Annotated in this window: 16 protein-coding genes; 5 read left to right on the top strand and 11 right to left on the bottom strand. The window is 60.8% G+C overall.

The features are described 5' to 3' along the window. Positions 1 to 347: 347 nt before the first annotated feature. Positions 348 to 929, bottom strand: coding sequence for a hypothetical protein (locus NKJ37_RS08980; protein ID WP_352773713.1), 582 nt, complete (start codon positions 927 to 929; stop codon positions 348 to 350). Between NKJ37_RS08980 and NKJ37_RS08975 the strand changes: the two genes are divergently transcribed. Beyond that, positions 856 to 1281, top strand: coding sequence for a c-type cytochrome (locus NKJ37_RS08975; RefSeq protein WP_128303875.1), 426 nt, complete (start codon positions 856 to 858; stop codon positions 1279 to 1281). The two genes, NKJ37_RS08980 and NKJ37_RS08975, sit on opposite strands and share 74 nt — an antisense overlap. Here the strand turns inward: NKJ37_RS08975 and NKJ37_RS08970 are convergent. From NKJ37_RS08970 to NKJ37_RS08935, 8 genes are all read right to left on the bottom strand, one after another. Continuing rightward, positions 1253 to 2497, bottom strand: coding sequence for a c-type cytochrome (locus tag NKJ37_RS08970; protein ID WP_352773705.1), 1245 nt, complete (start codon positions 2495 to 2497; stop codon positions 1253 to 1255). The genes NKJ37_RS08975 and NKJ37_RS08970 overlap by 29 nt on opposite strands. A gap of 236 nt (positions 2498 to 2733) precedes the next feature. After that, the gene (locus tag NKJ37_RS08965; RefSeq protein ID WP_352441943.1) at positions 2734 to 3075 is read right to left on the bottom strand and encodes a hypothetical protein; all 342 of its coding nucleotides are present in this window, start codon (positions 3073 to 3075) and stop codon (positions 2734 to 2736) included. Between the two features lies 1 nt (position 3076). Further along, a complete protein-coding gene (locus NKJ37_RS08960) occupies positions 3077 to 3679 on the bottom strand; it encodes a cytochrome c oxidase subunit 3 (RefSeq protein WP_023809500.1) in 603 nt (200 codons plus the stop codon). Next, positions 3676 to 5616: a cytochrome c oxidase subunit I gene (gene ctaD / locus NKJ37_RS08955; protein WP_050592652.1), complete on the bottom strand. Its 1941-nt coding sequence runs from the start codon at positions 5614 to 5616 to the stop codon at positions 3676 to 3678. The genes NKJ37_RS08960 and ctaD overlap by 4 nt, the downstream gene beginning before the upstream one ends. Beyond that, the gene (coxB, locus tag NKJ37_RS08950; protein WP_050592651.1) at positions 5613 to 6593 is read right to left on the bottom strand and encodes a cytochrome c oxidase subunit II; all 981 of its coding nucleotides are present in this window, start codon (positions 6591 to 6593) and stop codon (positions 5613 to 5615) included. The genes ctaD and coxB overlap by 4 nt, the downstream gene beginning before the upstream one ends. Before the next feature lie 248 nt (positions 6594 to 6841). Beyond that, positions 6842 to 7723 carry a cytochrome c oxidase assembly protein gene (locus NKJ37_RS08945; RefSeq protein ID WP_352773703.1) on the bottom strand — a complete coding sequence of 294 codons (882 nt, stop codon included), beginning with the start codon at positions 7721 to 7723 and terminating at the stop codon, positions 6842 to 6844. Between the two features lie 95 nt (positions 7724 to 7818). Beyond that, positions 7819 to 9573 carry a thiamine pyrophosphate-dependent enzyme gene (locus NKJ37_RS08940; RefSeq protein WP_128303876.1) on the bottom strand — a complete coding sequence of 585 codons (1755 nt, stop codon included), beginning with the start codon at positions 9571 to 9573 and terminating at the stop codon, positions 7819 to 7821. 106 nt (positions 9574 to 9679) lie between these two features. Next, positions 9680 to 10690, bottom strand: coding sequence for an ATP-dependent DNA ligase (locus NKJ37_RS08935; RefSeq protein ID WP_023809496.1), 1011 nt, complete (start codon positions 10688 to 10690; stop codon positions 9680 to 9682). Between the two features lie 224 nt (positions 10691 to 10914). On the opposite strand from NKJ37_RS08935, the gene NKJ37_RS08930 reads away from it, so the two are divergent. From NKJ37_RS08930 to NKJ37_RS08920, 3 genes are all read left to right on the top strand, one after another. Continuing rightward, on the top strand, positions 10915 to 11505 hold the full coding sequence (locus NKJ37_RS08930; protein WP_050592649.1) for a LysE family translocator: 591 nt from the start codon (positions 10915 to 10917) through the stop codon (positions 11503 to 11505). 247 nt (positions 11506 to 11752) lie between these two features. Continuing rightward, positions 11753 to 13132 (top strand): Nramp family divalent metal transporter, encoded by a 1380-nt coding sequence (locus NKJ37_RS08925; protein ID WP_348625573.1) that lies wholly within the window; start codon positions 11753 to 11755, stop codon positions 13130 to 13132. Between the two features lie 87 nt (positions 13133 to 13219). Then, complete coding sequence (locus NKJ37_RS08920; protein WP_023809493.1) at positions 13220 to 13714, top strand: hypothetical protein; 495 nt, start codon at positions 13220 to 13222, stop codon at positions 13712 to 13714. A 72-nt stretch (positions 13715 to 13786) separates the two neighbouring features. Here the strand turns inward: NKJ37_RS08920 and katE are convergent, their stop codons facing one another. Further along, positions 13787 to 15898, bottom strand: coding sequence for a catalase (gene katE, locus NKJ37_RS08915; RefSeq protein WP_023809492.1), 2112 nt, complete (start codon positions 15896 to 15898; stop codon positions 13787 to 13789). A 291-nt stretch (positions 15899 to 16189) separates the two neighbouring features. Here katE and NKJ37_RS08910 point away from each other — a divergent pair, with 291 nt between their 5' ends. Further along, complete coding sequence (locus NKJ37_RS08910; protein WP_023809491.1) at positions 16190 to 16753, top strand: sigma-70 family RNA polymerase sigma factor; 564 nt, start codon at positions 16190 to 16192, stop codon at positions 16751 to 16753. Here NKJ37_RS08910 and NKJ37_RS08905 read toward each other — a convergent pair whose 3' ends face one another. Then, entirely contained in the window at positions 16754 to 16930 is a 177-nt protein-coding gene (locus NKJ37_RS08905) for a hypothetical protein (protein ID WP_023809490.1), read from the bottom strand. Positions 16931 to 16961: the final 31 nt, after the last annotated feature.

The following is a 16961-nucleotide window of genomic DNA, read 5'->3' as shown; positions in this document are numbered from 1 at the left end:
AGCCTTATCGTCAGTTGAATTTTGCAGCAAGGATTTCGTACTGTGTCAGAAGATATCTCTCGCAAGCAAGAGCAACGGGGGACAAGAAGGATTGTCATGTGGGCGGTCGCAGTTATCGCTGTGATTTTCCTTGTTCTGCTTGCTACATTCGTGTTCGGCCCGTTGGTGTGATTTTCGTTGCGATGATTGAGCTGTTTCCTGCACGATCCAGGGATGATCGGGCGTTTGAGGGCGCTTGCAGCGGCCACCAGTGAGCGACGATGTGTTTGGCGAGGATATGCGGCTGGCGCTGCTTCCGCGGCCGGACGGCGCAACAAGCGGCGCTTATACCGACTGCCGTCGCGCGGCTAACAGTCTGCGTTAGCCTGAAACCGTTTCACAGGAATTTCGCTGAACACGATTTCGCCGGGAACTATCAGCAAAGGATTGGTTTGGTGGCGGTACACAACCAGGAGATCCACCATGATTGTCAAACTTCGCTCCACCGCTGTGCTCGCGCTCACATTGGCCACATCGGCAATGGCGCAGTCGAACGGTTCAAGCTCCAACAGCGGTTCGGGCACGACGCCCGGAACCACGAATGATGCCAATGGTACCGCCGGTTCCGGTTCCGGTACTTCGACAACCCCCGTTGACCCGAACGCAACAAATTCGACAACCACCCCGAACGGCATGAGCGACCGCTGCAAGGACGCCGCGGGCAATGATACCGACACAAACACCGCCTCCGGCACGACAACGTCGAATGTGCAGAACTGCAACAAATAGATTGGTGCCTCGGAGCGCTGCCGGACATTGCTCCTTTCCCTGGGGCTGCGATCGGGCCGCGTTTTGCGACTGCGATGGCATGCGCGGATGAGCCGACAACCCGTCAGGCTGATGCCATCCGCGCTGCCCTGGGTGGCAGGCGTATCCGCGGCAATCGTCATTATTCCGGTAGTTTGCGCCGTCAACTTGGTCCGCGGCGACAATCTCCGGGAAACCACCATTGCACAGGCCATCGGTGGCGACCCTGACCGGGCCGTCCCGGCAATGATCCGCCACGGCTGTGGCGGATGTCACGAAATCCCGGGGGTACCCGGCGCCCATGGCACCGTCGGTCCGTCCCTGCAAGGCGTCGTCGAAAGAGGATATATCGGGGCGTCGCGAGCCACCCCGGATGCGATGATGCGCTGGATCAGCAGGGCGCGGGATGTAGACCCGAAGGCGGCCATGCCCAATACAAATCTGTCGCTTCAAGAGGCGCGCGACATTACCGCCTATCTCTATGCGCGAACATGAGGCGCGCTGAAGTCGCCCCACGGCGCAGGCGTCTTGCCAGCAAAAGCAGCAGGCCAAGCATCAACACGGCGGCGCCCGCTACAAGTGATTGAGCCGCCAGAATCATGATTGTCTGGCTGGTTGTCGTTCCTGCTCGCATCTGGCGTACATCGGCCGCGGTGACGCTGAGGTCGGGATTTCCGAACCGCGCGGTGACGTAATTTGCAAGAGCTGCCACCTGGCCATCGTCCAGCCAGCCGCCGAAGGCCGCCATCGATTGACGCCCGGCCACGTCACCAGCTTTGACGCCTTCAAGGATGGTCATGACGACATCCTCGGGCGTGGCCGCGCCGGGGGTGCTGTTGCGGGTCAAGGACGGATAGTATCCGTCGGGCGATCCGCCTCCGTTCGCCCCATGGCACGTCGAACAGAGCGATCGATAGAGATCATCGCCGGTTGCGGTCCCGCTGCCTTGCGTCATCCCCTCGGTTCCAGCATCGCCGTCGGCCGCGGCGGCGGCCGCGTTACCCCATGAGAAACGCGGCTGCTTCTCGTCTCCCGGTTGGGTGGGCACGTCCCTGAGATAGGCGACAATAGCCTGGATGTCGTCGTCGGAAAGATGCTGCAGGCTGTTCATGACCGTTTCCGCCATCGGCCCGCCCGCGTAGGCCTTCCCGGGCACGGCGCCGGTTTTGAGAAATCGAGACAGCTCTTCGTTGCTCCAGCCGCCGACGCCTGCGATCTTGTCGCTGGTGATGTTGAAGGCGTGCCAGATGCCGGCGGTGCCGCCGGCAAGCTTGTGGTCTTCATCCATGCCGAACGTCGCATTCCTTGGCGTGTGGCAGGCACCGCAGTGGCCGAGCACCTCGACAAGGTAGGCTCCCCTGTTCCATGCGGCGGTCCGGCTCCGATCAGGCGTGAAACTGCCGGTTTGGAGATTCGCGAGCTTCCACAGCGCAACCGTCCAGCGCTGGTTGAATGGAAAAGGCAGAATGTTTCGCGGCCGCGGCTGGGAAATCGGCGGCTGCGCAAGGATATAGGCCCGAATTGCAAGCACGTCCTCGCGGCTCATTGCGGCGAAGCTGTCATAGGGCATGGCGGGGTAGAGATCGGCTCCGTCGCGCCTGATACCTTTCTTGACGGCTCGCACGAACTCGTCCGCGGAATAGCGTCCGATGCCCGTTTCGAGATCTGGTGTGATGTTGGTCGAGTATACATCGCCGAACGGTGTCGGCACGCGATAGCCTCCAGCGAAGGGGCGGCTCGGATTGGACGTGTGGCAGCCGATGCAGTCGGCCGCTCGCGTGAGATATTCACCCCTCTGGATTTCGCTCGCCCGCAGCTCGGTGCAAAGCGCCAACGACGACAAGACGAGTACGACCGCCCGAGAAATGACGGGTGGGAATGGAATGCCCGTGGCAGGCCAAAGCGCGTACCGGCGGTGGATGGCCAATCTCCGCGTCTTTGGCGTCGTCACAGTTCGCACCCGCTGAAGATCAGCCCTGCCACCACTTGCGCCAGCAAGATGAGCGTGAACAGCGCCCCGACGCCCACCGAAGTCCTGGCAAGGAACGCACGCGTGCGCGCCCTCCGGGGCGGGATCGTACCATGTCCGCGGTCATGAACGGCGTGCCACGACAGCAGCGTGCCTGCCAGGGCGACAGCGGCGCCTATCAATGAGAACAAGGCAGTGGGACGAAAGCCGGCATGGCACTGCCAGGATGCAATGGAGTAATCGAGCTGCAGGGCTATTGCCCACGCAACTGGCCCGCTGACCAGGCCTGCCCAGGAAACGCCGGTACGGATCGCCTGCATCTCACATCCTCGGAGCCCAATAAATAACAAGATAGAGCACGACCCATGAGACGACGACGAAGTCCCAGTAGAACGCATTGTCCGAGACGTCGCTGAAGCGGCGGCCCGCCTTGCCTTTTTGCGTGAACATGAGAACCGCCAGGACGATCGTGTCGCCGACATCGGTAAGAAGATGCGTCGTATGCAGTCCAAGCAGGAACCACACGATCGATCCGTAAGCGTTCTGATCCCAGGAAATCCGCAGAGCCGGAAATTCCCAGATGCGAACGATCAGCGGAAGAATCCCGACGATCGACATGACGACCATGCCAAGGCGAACTTTCGCGAGGTCCTGGCGACGCGCCCAAAACTCGATCAGGTGGTTGGGCACGACGCTCGCAACCAGAATAATCAACGCTGCCGTGCCCGGCAGCAAATCTGGCGCCGGGGCTCCGATGGGCCAATGCCGGGCCAGCACAGCCAGATAGAAGTAGGTGCCTATCGCCAAGGCAAAACCTGTTGCCTCGAGAGCAATGAAGGCAAGGGTTCCCCACCACATCGGGCTCGCCGACCCGAAATCATATGTGGGCAGGTGGCTGACGTCGGCGACGGGACGGTGCCTCATTCCTCGTCCTCCGGCTCGCCTTTCGGCCAGAACCAACAGATGAAGCCGATCGAAACCGGGATCGCTCCCCAGACCACCGCCCATGGCGTGTATATCGAACCGAGAAATGCGCCGCCCACCGCAATGGCCGACAGCAGCGGCCAGATCGAGTTGTCAGCCGATGGCACCCTTAGTTGCGGCACCGCATCGGCGACCGTGCCGGCGAGCACCTCGCGTGCGTCGACACGCAGACCCTCGACCACGGGAAGCGTATCGGGCTCGGCCCAAAGCGGTTCGCGGTGAGTTACCACGGGCAGCCGCGAAAAATCGTAGGAGGGCGGCGGCGACGTCGTCGCCCATTCGAGCGTGCTCGCGCCCCAGGGATTGTCTCCGGCAATGCGGCCGTTGCGAAGGCTGAGCAGGAGGTTCAGGAAGAAAAGCGCAAAGCCGGCGAACACCACCAGTGAAGAGAGGCTGATGAGGAGGTTCATCTCGCCCCAGCCGCTCGCCGGCGGATACGTATAAACGCGGCGCGGCATGCCTTGCAGACCGAGAATATGCATGGGGAAGAAGGTGAGATTGAACCCGAGGAAGACGAGCCAGAAATTCCAGCGGCCGAGCCTCTCCGACAGCATGCGTCCGGTGATCTTGGGAAACCAGTAATAAACGGCGCCGAGCAGGGGGAAGACGGCGCCCCCGACCAGCACATAGTGGAAATGGGCAACCACGAAATAGGTGTCGTGCACCTGCAGGTCGAGCGGCACCGAGGCGACCATGACCCCGGTCAGGCCGCCGATCACAAAGGTGAAGATGAAGCCGAGCACGAAAAGCATGGGCGTGGCGAAGATCGGCCGGCCGCCCCAGATCGTCGCAATCCAGCAGAAGATCTGAATGCCGCTCGGAATGGCGATCATCATCGAGGAAGCGGTAAAGAAGCTTTCGCCGAGCTGCGGCAGGCCGGTAGCGAACATGTGGTGCACCCACAGGCCGAAGGAAAGAAAACCGATCGAGATCAACGACAGGACGATGCCGAGATAGCCGAAGATCGGGCGGCGAACGAAGGTCGGCAGGATCGCGGAGACGAAGCCGGTCGCCGGAATGAAGATTATGTAGACCTCGGGATGGCCGAAGAACCAGAACAGATGCTGCCACAGCAGTGCATCGCCGCCTGCTGCGGGATCGAAAAATTTCGTGCCGACCAGGCGGTCCAGGATCAGCATTGTACTCGAGACCATCACGGCCGGCATGGCGAACAGGATGACGAAAGCCGTAACGAGGACGGACCAGACATAGAGCGGGATGCGGTCGAGCGACATGCCGGGAGCACGTTGTTTGAACACTGTCGCGATGATCTCGACCGCTACCGCGAGCGCGGACACTTCAGTGTAGGTCACCATCTGCGCCCAAAAATCGGGGCGCTTGCCGATGCCATATTCGGGTCCGGCGAGCGGTACGTAGGAAAACCAGCCGGCATCCGCACCGGTTTCGAAGGCAAAGGCGATCCAGATCATCAGCCCGCCGGAAAGATAGACCCAGTAGCTGAATGCATTGAGCCGCGGAAAGGCGACATTGCGAGTGCCGATCATCAGCGGCACCAGGTAAATGGCGAAAGCTTCCATCACCGGCACGGCGAACAGAAACATCATCGTCGTGCCATGCATGGTGAACAGCTGGTTGTAGAGATCGGGGCCGATGTGGCCGGCCTCAGGCTGGGCAAGCTGGAAACGCATGGCGAGCGCTGATAGACCCGCAAGGATGAGAAACAGGAAAGCCGTCACGATATAGCGCCGTCCGATCAGCTTGTGATCGACCGTGACCAGCCAGCCGTAGAAGCCTTTCGGCGTTCGCCAGGCATGCGCCAGAAAAGCGCGCAGTCTCACCTCTTCGAGGCCGGTGTCACGGATGCCTTTCAAGCCCTGCTCGGTATGCTCGGCCGGCTTTCCCGCAATGCCGCTCATTCGAGGCTTCCGAGATAGGTGACGACCGCGTTGAGATCGTCGGCGCTAAGGGCAATGCGCGGCATCTTGGCGCCAGGCTTTATCGACTGTGGATCGGCAATCCAGGCGGCGAGTGCGCCAGGGGTCATGGCCAGCGTATCCGCGGCCAGTGCACGTCGGCTGGCGAGATGGGTAAGATCAGGTCCGACCGTTCCGCTGGCAGGCGTGCCTCTTATCGTATGGCAGAGCGCACAGCCGGTGGAAAGAAATGCCTGTTGGCCGCGGCGTTCTTCCTCGCCGCCAGGCGCCGATGCGACGGCGTTTTGCCTGGATTGCCATGCTTCGAACGCTTCGCGGCTTTCCGCGATGACGGTGATGGCCATATGGGCGTGCTGATAGCCGCAGAATTCGGCACACTGGCCACGATAGATGCCGGGCTTATCGGCGATGAGGGTAAGCTGGCTTAGCCGGCCCGGAATGAGATCGCGCTTACCGGCAAGGTTCGGCACCCAGAAGCTATGAATGACATCGAGCGAATCGAGTTCGACCTTGACCGGTTCGCCAACCGGGACATGGATTTCATTTGCCGTGACGATCGATTGCGAGGGATCATTACCGGCATACCGGACCTCCCACCACCATTGGTGCCCCGTGATCCGCACGGCAAGCGTTTCCGTTCCGCTCAGCGAAGCAATGGATTTGCCGGCGAAAAAACTCGCTATCGTCATCATGACGAGCACCAGAACGGTCAACGCAATGGCGCTGCCGACAGCGCGGGTAAATCGGCGCTCCTGATGTGAATCGATCTCGAGCGGCGAGCGCGTTGTCTCGGACAGGCGGCGATGCAAAAGCGCTGCCGCCAAGACCAGCATGACAAGCAGCCACGTGGCCACCGCGACTGCGCTGAAAGACCAGATCAGATCAAGGATTCTCCGGGCGTTCGCACCGTGTGCATGGAGGGCCGACTGCCGATCGCCGCATCCTGCCAATACCAACATCGGCGCTGCGCTGACCCACCTCAAACGCTGTTGCGCGGCCTTTCCCGGAACAATGTCAGTCAGGATTTGCGTTGGACATGTAAAGGCAAGCGACATTCGCGGTCGTGTCCGCCTGCGAGAGCCGGCCAACGGACTCATGCACCTCGCCATGAAGGATCCACCATCGTTGCCAAGGCCATAACGCAGCTGACTGAAAAAGGATGCTTGGCAACACCGCCCCGGCGAAAACCGACGTGAAGCGGTGCGGGTTAGACGATGCGCAACTCCTGGGGAGCCTGATGCCGCCGACTGCTCGTTTGAATCCAGAAAGCGACCAAGAGCAGTGCGGCTCCGCCATAGATCAGGCCAGCGGGAATCCACATGATCAAGCCTGCAAGTTGCTGGTCCTCGAGCGGGCTGAGCCCCCACAGATCCGAGCCGACGGCGTTGGCCGGATACCACAGCTTTGGCGAGACAACGAGCAAAGCCCCGAGCAGCCCGGTGTGGAGCGAGGTGAAGAAGAGATGCATCACCGCATTGCCGCGAGCGTGCTCGCGGCAAGGGCGAGGCAGCAGCACCCACCAGAACAAAAGCCCGGTGCCGAGGAAGCTCGCGTGCTGGGCATAGTGCAGGAAACCCTGCTGGAGGGCAGCCTCGAACAGCGCCGGGAGATGCCAAATCCATATCGCGGCTCCGTGCAGGACGGTCGCGACCACAGGGCGGCTGATGAACGCCCAGATCGCCCGAAGCGTATTTGCATGTCCGGCCGCTCCGAATATCTGGCGCAGTTGTACCGGCAGTGCCCACATCATCGCCGCTGTCGGGCGGGAGGTAACCAGCAGAGGCGCTGCGACCACCATCAGCAATTCATGCTCGATCATGTGCGCCGCAAACACATGTTCGCCCAACGCATGGATCGGGCTTACAAGGGCGAACGCCAGGACGGCCCAGCCGGCAGCAAACTGGAAGGCCTGCCGTGATCGCAAGCGACGTCCGCGTCCGCTCCGTCGCCACAGTCGGTTGGCGCCGGCAACATACAGCAAAAGGATTGCCGCCAGTGGCAATGTGATGGGGAGCGCCAGAGTCCAACCGGCCTGCGGAGCGCCGTTACCGTAGCAGATGGAGGTCGAAAAAAGCGCGTCGAAGCTCATGATCCGCATCCGTCACCCGGAAGAGCACCGGTTCATCTGGAAAGATCCAGAATGAAGCCAAGGAGGCGCGCTGTTCCCACCTCCTTGCGCCGCCTCTAGGCGTCCATCATCGATTTCGCCGGCTCCCGGGCGATATTTTCTTCTATGCGTTCGTGTCCCGGTGTTCGCGGCAGGGCCTGGCGGAAGTTCTTGGCATAGTCTGCCGGCATTTTGGGCGGCATCAGCGGCTCATAGGCATCGACCAGCGCTTCGATCACGACAGGGCCTTCCGTGGCGAAAGCCTGGTCGAGAACCGTCTCGATCTGATCGGTCCGCTCGATGCGAAAACCCTTGGCGCCCATTGCTTCCGCCGCCATGGCAAAATCGATCGGCTGCAATTCGCAGCCGAATTGCGGATTCCCCAGAAACATCATCTGCTCCCAGGCGATCTGATTGAGCATGTTGTTCTTGATCACCAGAACCTTCAGCGGGATCTTGTAGCGCACCGCCGTCGAGAATTCGCCGAGCTGCATGGCAAAGCCGCCATCGCCGACGATGGCGGCAATCGGGCGACCGGGGAATGCTATGCCGGCAGCGATGGCGTAGGCGAGACCGCAAGCCATCGACGCCAGCGATCCGGACACCCCAAATGCCTGGCCGCTGCGAAGATCGACATGGCGGGCGGCCAGTTCCGTGTTCTGACCGGAATCCGTGGCCAGCACCGTGTCGTCGGCCAACCGTTGTCCGAACGCCCGGGCAATCGCCTGTGGCTTCAAGGGTTGCGCCTGCATGTCTTCCGACTGCCGCATCATCTCGCGCCATTTTCTCATGGTCTCTTGGGAACGGTGCAGGAACTCATCGGAGGGCTTCTGCGTCAGACGTTGGTTGAGCGCGCGCAATGTCTCGGCCGCGTCGCCGACAAGGCCGGCTTCGACTGGAAAGCGCAAGCCGATCCGCTGCGCATCGCAGTCGATCTGGACGCCACGGGCCTGCCCGGGCTGCGGGTAGTATTCGATATAGGGAAAGGTCGAACCGACAATCAGCACCGCGTCACAGCTCTCCATCGCCTCTTGCGAAGCCAGGGTTCCAAGAATGCCGATCCCGCCGGTGGTGTAGGGATGGTCGTCCGGCAGCACCGCCTTGCCCAGCAAGGCCTTCGCGACAGGCGCCTGCAGCAGGCGCGCCGTGTGTTCGAGTTCGGCGGCCGCGCCGATGGCGCCGCGTCCGGCCAGGATCGCAACCCGCGAAGCGTCATTGAGAATGTCGGCGGCTTTGTCGAGCTCAACGTCCAGCGGTACGCTGTGAGCGGCGAACATATCCTGCGGCGTGTGCGCCGGGCGATTGCGCTTGGAGCGCTTCGACGGATCGCGCTCCTGCTCCTGGATGTCGCTGGCAATCGAAAGATGTGCGACGCCCTTGCGCGCCAGCGCGGTTCGGCAGGCAAGGCTGGCGACGTTTTCCATATGCGCGGCATCGGCAACATGGGCGTTATAAACGGAGACATCATTGAACACGCGCGTCAGATCGACATCCTGTTGCGTGAACGTCTCGATCAGATCGTGGAACTGCATGCCCGTAATCGCCAGCACCGGAGCCTGGTCGAGCTTGGCGTCATAGAGGCCGGTCAGAAGATGTGTTCCGCCGGGACCGGACGTCGCAAGGCACACGCCCAGCTTACCTGTCCACTTGGCATACGCACATGCCATGAAGGCAGCCGATTCTTCATGCCGGACCTGAACGAAGGCAATCTTGTCGCGCCGCGTCCGCAACGCTTCCATGACGCCGTTTATGCCGTCTCCCGGCAAGCCGAACACCACCTCCACGTCCCAGGCGACGAGCGTATCGATGAGAATTTCTGCTGCATTTGGCATGTCAGGGTAGCTCCGGCGGATGGTGTCCGAACCGGTGAATCCCGAGTTGGTTCCTTCGTCACAATAAATCGTGACAGGTTTCTGGAAGCGATCTCCCCGGAGCGGTCTATTCGATCTGCTCGAACGTGCATTGCCGTGGCGCCTTGTCGGGGCGCCAGCGCAGCAGTTTGGTGCCGTGGCGAAACCGATTGCCGGTAACGTGGTCGAAGCGGACCTCCACCACCAGTTCAGGTTCCAAGGGTTCCCATTGTCCGCTGCGCTCCGTGCTCCAGCGGCTCGGGCCGCCGGGCGCCTTGCCGGTGAATCCGGGCTCTGACCGCAGCCCTTCCAGCCGGCGCGTGAGCGCTCCTCTGTCGGTCCTGGCGATGGTCGACGTGAAGCCGACGTGATCGAGCTTGCCGTCGTCATTGTAGAGGCCGAGGAGCAGCGAGCCGACCTCACGACTGTCCGCGAGATAGCGGAAACCGCCGACAACGCAATCGGCGGTGCGCCTCGGCTTTACCTTCACCATCGCACGTTCGCCGCACAGATAATGCTCATCGAGCACTTTGGCCACGATGCCGTCGGTCGATGCATGGCCGGAGCCGTTTAGCCATCGAGCCGCCGTGGCTGCATCATAAGCGCACTTCGACAGGCGAAGATCTGGACTGTTCGAGGAGGTCGCGAAGTCCTCGATCGCTCGCCGCCTTTCGACAAGTGGCTTGCCCGTGATGACCTCGCCGCCCGGCCTGGCAAGCATGTCGAAGAGGATCAGACTGGCAGGCGTCTGCGAACTCAGTTTGCGGATTCTGCTTTGTGCTGGGTGAAGGCGCATCTGCAGCGCTTCGAAGGAAAGCTCACCGTCAACCTCAATGACAATCTCGCCGTCGATGACGAAGTGCCCGCGCTTGAGGTCACGCAAAATCTCCGTGATTTCTGGAAAATAGCGGCCGAGCGGCTTGCCGGATTTGGCGCGCAGGTCAACGGCGTTGTCGCTCTTGAAAGCCAGGCAGCGAAATCCGTCCCATTTGGGCTCGTACTGCCAGCGGTTCCCGTCCCTGGGGATTTCATCGGCAAGCCTGGCCTCCATCGGAGGAGTGTCCAGCGGGAGCGGGAAGGCGTTTATCGGTTCATGCACGGGTCAGGCCTCCAAAACCGGTTCAGGAACGGCTCCGGCTTTTCAACTTCCAGGACTGGCACCGCGTTCCATCTGACGGTTCTGCCTGGTTCTTCGCGATGGGACATTTTCATTTGCCGCGGAACCCGGATGACGGCTGGTCGCTTTGATGTCATCGGCAACGCGAGCGGAGATGTCCCATCGATCCCTCATTGTGGATAGCTTTTGTCGGAACCGTCATTCTGATGCAGATGCCGCCAGGCCCCGACAGCATGCTGGTGATGGCACGCGGCATCGGGCAGGGGCGCGACGTGGCGCTGTTCACGGTGCTCGGCATGACGCTGGGCGCCGGACTTGTGCAGCTTCCGCTGATTGCATTCGGCCTGTCCTCGCTTGTCCACGCCTCGCCCCTGGCGTTCAATCTGCTTCGATGGGCCGGGGCGGCCTACATCGTCTGGCTCGGTATCCGGCTGCTGCTTTCATCCTCGGCAACCATTCCCACGGGTGACCTCAAGGCCCTGCGGCCGCTCGCCGCCGCCCGGGAAGGAATGATCGCCAATCTGAGCAATCCCTGGCCTTTGATGTTCATGGTTGCGTTCCTGCCGCAATTTGTCGATCCGCATAGGGGCTCCGTCACGTTGCAGCTGGTGCTGCTTGGCGCAACACAGAAGATAACCGGTGTGCTGGTGCTGGGAGCCTACGCCTTGGCATCGGGCGCGGCCGGCGCATGGGTCATGCGGCACCCTCGCGCAAGGCTTTGGCAGCAGCGGCTCGCCGGCTGTCTCATCATCGGCCTCGGCGTGCGGATGGTGATCGGCGGCGGTACGAGCCGCTGACGAAGCGGATGAACAGCCGGGCCCCACACTCGACTTTGGCGCCGCTGGACATTCCTTCAAAGAATAATTTTGTGCCACGTCGCCTGAATGACAGGCTTCGACACAAGCATTCTCTTCTTCAGGGGAACGGAGCATTCGCTTCGATGTTCGGCTCCGCCGAAAGAACCCGCATGGGATGAATCGCCGTCGCGGACCGGGACTGTGTCCAGGAACAAAAAGCCTGACCAGAGGTTCGAACTCGATCTCAATGCAGCTTGAAACGGCTGCTTCATCGGCATCCGATTGGAATGTTCGTCATGATTTCTTGCGTGGCCCCGGTAAAGACGCGCCTTCAATGAACAAGCCACCTGAAGAGGGCCAAAGGGCAAGAGAGCCAAAAAAAGGCGGCGTCGTTCGGGCTCTCGGGCTTGGTCTGATCACCGGCGCGGCCGATGACGACTGCTCGGCTATCGGTACCTACGCGAGCGCCGGAGCGCGGTTCGGGCCCGACCTGCTGTGGACGGCACCTGTCACGCTGCCGATGATGTATCTCGTCGTCTATCTTTCATCCAAACTTGGCCAGGTTTCGGGTCGCGGGCTTTTCAAGGTCATATCGGACTTCTATCCGCGTTGGCTGCTATGGTCTGTGCTGGTGGGCGTACTGATTGGCAACACGATCGAGGCAGCCGCCGACCTTGGCGCCATGTCGGCGGCCATTGTGCTGTTTGTTCCGCTGCCTGCTCCGTTGGTCGTCATTGTCGTCGCGATCGTCATTTTTGCCCTGCAGGTGTTCGGATCGTATAAATTGATCCGAAATGTGTTCCGGTGGCTGGCTCTGGCTCTGCTTGCCTATGTGGTCTCCGCGGTGCTTGCCAAACCGGATGCCGCCTCCGTTCTGCGTGGCACGCTGTTGCCAAAAATCGAGTTCAGCCGCGAATACCTGTCCATCCTCGTCGCCATCGTCGGGACCACGCTCTCCGCATACCTTTACACGTGGCAGTCCAATCAGGAGGTGGAGGAGGAGATCGCCAAGGGTCGAACGAGCCTCGAAGAGCGCAAAGGAGCCACCGAGGGCGAGCTGCGCCGATCCCGCCGCGATATCCTGATCGGCATGACGTTTTCCAATCTGATCATGTATTTCATCATCCTTTCGACAGGGTCGACGCTCTACAAGGCCGGGCAGACGCAGATCGAGACAGCGGCACAGGCGGCCGAAGCGCTGCGGCCGCTTGCCGGCGACGCTGCCGGCATTCTCTTTGCGGCCGGTGTAATTGGCGTCGGCTTTCTGGCCGTGCCGATCATGACCGCTGGCGCTGCTTTCGATTTCGCTCAGGCGATGGGATGGAAGAATAGCTTGCATGCCAAACCCCGGCAGGCTCCCAAATTCTACATCGTGATCGGGGTCATAACGCTGGTGGCGGTGGGCCTCAATTTCTTCGGCTTCAACCCGATGAAAGCGCTGGTCTGGTCCGGCATCGTGCAAGGATTTTCAACGCCGCCGCTGCTGCTTCTCATTCTCATCATGACCAACAACCGCAAGATCATGGGTGACAAGGTCAACAGCACAAGTACGAACATCCTGGGTGGGGTGACGATCCTGGCGATTCTTGCGGCGTCGGCGGGGCTGGTAGCAAGCTGGTTCCTGTAGCTCGCCGGGCGTGAAGGATGTTCAGGCCTGGTGGAACATCGGCGGTCAAATGTCGTTAAGACGTTTGTGGGAGAAAGAAGGTTGTCCATGTCAAAGTTGCAGGCCGCCACTCCGGATCGTTTAAGGCAACTCAGGCTTGAAGCTTCAGCACATTTCGCTCCGTTGATGCTGAACGAGGCCCTGTTGCGCCTTTCCCATGCCTGCGGAGCCGACAGCCTCGACCGCTTCGAGAAAGCCATGGTTGATCAAATCGAGGCAGCAAAGGACGATCGGGCCGATTTCGAATCGATCAAGGAATTCGCGATCGAGCAGCTTTACGCCCTGGTCCGGAACGCCAACGATTCGCCAAAAAAGAAACAGGCACTTGAGAAGATAGACACGCGCAGAACGCCCGGCCGTTCCGAAGAACCACAGACGCTCGAGGACCAACTGCAGGCGGGGTTGGAGGATTCCTTTCCGGCGAGCGATCCGCCCTCGGTGGTGTCCACGACCATTTCAGGCGGAGCAAAGAAGCTGGTCGGGACCGACGAGGTCCTGGAAAAGCAGCGGCAACAAGCGTCCAGCAAGGAAGGCCGCTCGTAGATCGCGGTGGCGGCTGGTGTGGCGGCAACCAAGGCCTGCGGACACGCCAACGGAACAGCTGGCGCCATCGCATCAAAGCTTGACAGCCGCCTCCCGCGCCCAGAGCCGCAGTTTGCGGCATGACTGCACAAACGCAGTTACCGAAGCTGCCGAATCCAGCCGCGTCAACCCCTCATCGGCATCGGGAGCGACGCCTGCTTTGATCAGGAGCGGCTCGGCCCCTGTGGTGAAGCCGATGAACTTGCAGTGCGCAAACGCATCAGACACGAAATCCTTCGCAGCGGCCTCCTTGACCAGCAACTCGGCGCCCGCCTCGGAGAGGAGCAGCACCACCGCGTCGAACAATACGGATGGACCGCCGTCGATCATGTGCCTTGCCTCGATGTGAGTGCCGTCGGCGGTTTCGACGCCGCCCACCTTGGGCGCAACCACCTCCATCACCGCGCCTTCCGCTTCGATGGCGGAACGAAGTTCCTCGAACAGCGCGACATCGGCTCCATCGCTAAGCATGACACCGACTTTGCGGCCTTCAAAACTATCAGGCCCATTTTGAATGATGCTGAGCGCCGGCGACGGCGGCAAGTCATCACGCGGCGTAACGGCGGCTTCGGCAGGTTCGGGCAGGTCACGGACGCCGAGCTTGTCGGCGACCGTGGTCGCCAGCGTTTCATCGATGTTCAACAAATGCGAAACCATGCGCTCGCGGATCGCCGGTGCCTGGACCTTGCTCAGTTCAAATGTCAGCGCCATCGCGATGTGACGCTGCTCCGGTGGTGTCTGGCTGTTGAAGAATTGCCGGGCCTGGCTGTAGTGATCGGCGAAGCTCTCCGCGCGCAGACGTACTTTCTGCCCTTCTTCGGCATCGGCGAAAGAACGGAAGCCACGCTGCGGATCCTCGCGCGGTCCCAGTCCCCATGAGTTCGGCTCATAATTGGCGCGACCGGCCGGGTTGCGCATGGCCATGTGCCCGTCCTGTTGAAAATGGGCGAACGGGCACTTCGGCGCATTGATCGGCAGATGGGTAAAGTTCGGGCTGCCCAGCCGTTTCAATTGGGTATCGAGATAAGAGAAGTTGCGGCCTTGCAGAAGCGGATCGTTGGAGAAATCGATTCCGGGCGGCACATTCTGCGTCATGAACGCCACCTGCTCGGTCTCGGCGAAGAAATTATCCGGCATCCGGTCGAGCACCAGCCGACCGACCGGAATTGGTTCGAGGACCTCTTCGGGAATGATCTTCGTTGCATCCAGGATATCGAAGTCGAAACTGTCGGCAAACGCCTGATCGAACAGTTGCACCGTCAACTCCCATTCCGGGAAATTGCCGGCCTGTATGGCCTCCCACAGATCGCGGCGATGGAAGTCGGGATCGGCGCCATTGATCTTGACCGCCTCGTTCCAGACCACCGATTGCATGCCGAGCTTGGGTTTCCAGATGAACTTGACGAAGGTGGATTCGTCCTTCGCGTTGACGAGGCGGAACGTGTGCACACCAAAGCCCTGCATGAAGCGGAAGGAACGCGGGATCGCGCGATCCGACATGATCCACATCACCATGTGCATCGATTCCGGCATCAGGCTGATAAAGTCCCAGAAATTGTCGTGCGCCGTCTGTGCCTGCGGAAAGGCACGGTCGGGCTCCTGTTTGGCAGCGTGGATCAGGTCGGGAAACTTGATGGCGTCCTGGATGAAGAAGACCGGGATGTTGTTGCCGACCAGGTCCCAATTGCCTTCCTTGGTGTAGAGCTTGACCGCGAAGCCGCGCACGTCGCGGGCGAGATCGAACGAGCCCTTGTTGCCGGCAACCGTCGAGAAACGAACGAATGCCGGCGTCTTCTCACCAACTCGCTGGAAAATGTCGGCACGTGTGTATTTGGCAAGTGACTCGTAGGTCTCGAAAAAACCATGCGCACCGTAGCCGCGGGCATGAACGACCCTTTCCGGGATGCGTTCGTGGTCGAAGTGGAAAATCTTCTCGCGAAAGTGAAAGTCCTCGATCAGCGATGGTCCGCGCTCACCGATCCGCAATGTGTTTTGGTCGTCGGAGACAGGCGTTCCGAGCGCCGTCGTAAGGGCAGGCGTTTCGTCCCCCGCGATCTGGTGCAACTCGCCGCCATTTCCGCGCGCGCTATTCTGATCCAGTCCACTTGCCGATTGGCGAGCGGAGGGGCGAGCGGATTTGGCCATGACAGGTCCTCGATCGATACCGGAAGGTTGAAGTGGTCAAGCCATCAAACTGCCGGTGAGCGGCTTTGTTCCCGTAAAAAATGGACGCTGGAGACACCGCTGTCGGAGGAGCCGTGACTGCTGCGGCGATGGTGCGCGCCGATCGGATGACAGATATCTCCGCCTGCGCAGAATTTATGAAGAGTTGTCTCCAGCACGAGGAACGAACCAAACTTCCATGCATTTAGCTGGGGCTGCGTTCACACACTCTTTCTTCTGGGAGCTGGACCATTGTCATCCGGAGGCTGCCTTTTGGCCGACCAGGAAACCAGTGAAGTTTCCATCGTTGACCTGATACCTGCCCTGCGGGCATTCGCGCGCACCTTCTGCCGCGTCCCCGACGACGCCGACGATCTCGTGCAGGAGACACTGACCAAGGGTCTCGCCAACATCGACAAGTTCGAACCCGGTACGCGCATGAAGTCGTGGCTCTTCACCATCATGCGCAACACTTATTACACCCGGGTCAAGATCGCTGCCCGGGAGGCGCCCGGCCTGCTCGATTGCGCGTCTTCGAGGCCAATTTCGGAAGCTACCCAGGAATGGACGGTTCAGAGCAGGGAAGTTCACGGCGCCATTCAAAGGCTGCCTGAACACCAACGCGAGGTCCTGATGCTGATCGGCGTTTTGGGAGTGAGCTACGAGGAAACCGCTGACATATGCGGTTGCGCGGTCGGGACGGTCAAAAGCCGCCTGAACCGTGCGCGCGCCAACATCCTTGAATTCCTGGGGGAGAGTTCGCTGCAGACATTGATGGAAAGACGAAACCAGCTGTCGGATGGTCAGCTCGATGTCGAGGTCGACGGCCGCAGATAGTCAGTTCTTCACGTCGCGTCGACGTTTCTCGACGAGCGCGTTTTGCAATTCGATCGCCAGCTCGGTCAGGCGATCTGGAATTTTTTCCTGCTCTATGGCGGCCAGCAGGGAAGCAATCTCCTGATCCACAGCCATCTCGACATGCGGATCCGCGGTATCGTCGCTCGAACGAGACATCACATTCTCTTGATAGCGGTCCCTTGATCCT

The sequence above is a fragment of the Mesorhizobium sp. M0140 genome (assembly GCF_040322475.1).
Lineage (GTDB): Bacteria > Pseudomonadota > Alphaproteobacteria > Rhizobiales > Rhizobiaceae > Mesorhizobium.
The sequence above is the reverse complement of the archived record's forward strand: the minus strand, read 5'-3'. Positions and strand labels throughout refer to the sequence as shown.

What these genes read in the sequence shown, in the direction of transcription:
- NKJ37_RS08975 (WP_128303875.1), top strand. Translation starts at nt 856, where the DNA reads ATGAGCCGACAACCCGTCAGGCTGATGCCATCCGCGCTGCCCTGGGTG.
- NKJ37_RS08905 (WP_023809490.1), bottom strand. Translation starts at nt 16,930, where the DNA reads ATGTCTCGTTCGAGCGACGATACCGCGGATCCGCATGTCGAGATGGCT.
- NKJ37_RS08940 (WP_128303876.1), bottom strand. Translation starts at nt 9,573, where the DNA reads ATGCCAAATGCAGCAGAAATTCTCATCGATACGCTCGTCGCCTGGGAC.
- NKJ37_RS08920 (WP_023809493.1), top strand. Translation starts at nt 13,220, where the DNA reads ATGTCAAAGTTGCAGGCCGCCACTCCGGATCGTTTAAGGCAACTCAGG.
- NKJ37_RS08960 (WP_023809500.1), bottom strand. Translation starts at nt 3,679, where the DNA reads ATGAGGCACCGTCCCGTCGCCGACGTCAGCCACCTGCCCACATATGAT.
- NKJ37_RS08930 (WP_050592649.1), top strand. Translation starts at nt 10,915, where the DNA reads ATGCAGATGCCGCCAGGCCCCGACAGCATGCTGGTGATGGCACGCGGC.
- ctaD (WP_050592652.1), bottom strand. Translation starts at nt 5,616, where the DNA reads ATGAGCGGCATTGCGGGAAAGCCGGCCGAGCATACCGAGCAGGGCTTG.
- NKJ37_RS08965 (WP_352441943.1), bottom strand. Translation starts at nt 3,075, where the DNA reads ATGCAGGCGATCCGTACCGGCGTTTCCTGGGCAGGCCTGGTCAGCGGG.
- NKJ37_RS08925 (WP_348625573.1), top strand. Translation starts at nt 11,753, where the DNA reads ATGCAGCTTGAAACGGCTGCTTCATCGGCATCCGATTGGAATGTTCGT.
- katE (WP_023809492.1), bottom strand. Translation starts at nt 15,898, where the DNA reads ATGGCCAAATCCGCTCGCCCCTCCGCTCGCCAATCGGCAAGTGGACTG.
- coxB (WP_050592651.1), bottom strand. Translation starts at nt 6,593, where the DNA reads ATGTTGGTATTGGCAGGATGCGGCGATCGGCAGTCGGCCCTCCATGCA.
- NKJ37_RS08945 (WP_352773703.1), bottom strand. Translation starts at nt 7,723, where the DNA reads ATGAGCTTCGACGCGCTTTTTTCGACCTCCATCTGCTACGGTAACGGC.
- NKJ37_RS08980 (WP_352773713.1), bottom strand. Translation starts at nt 929, where the DNA reads ATGACGATTGCCGCGGATACGCCTGCCACCCAGGGCAGCGCGGATGGC.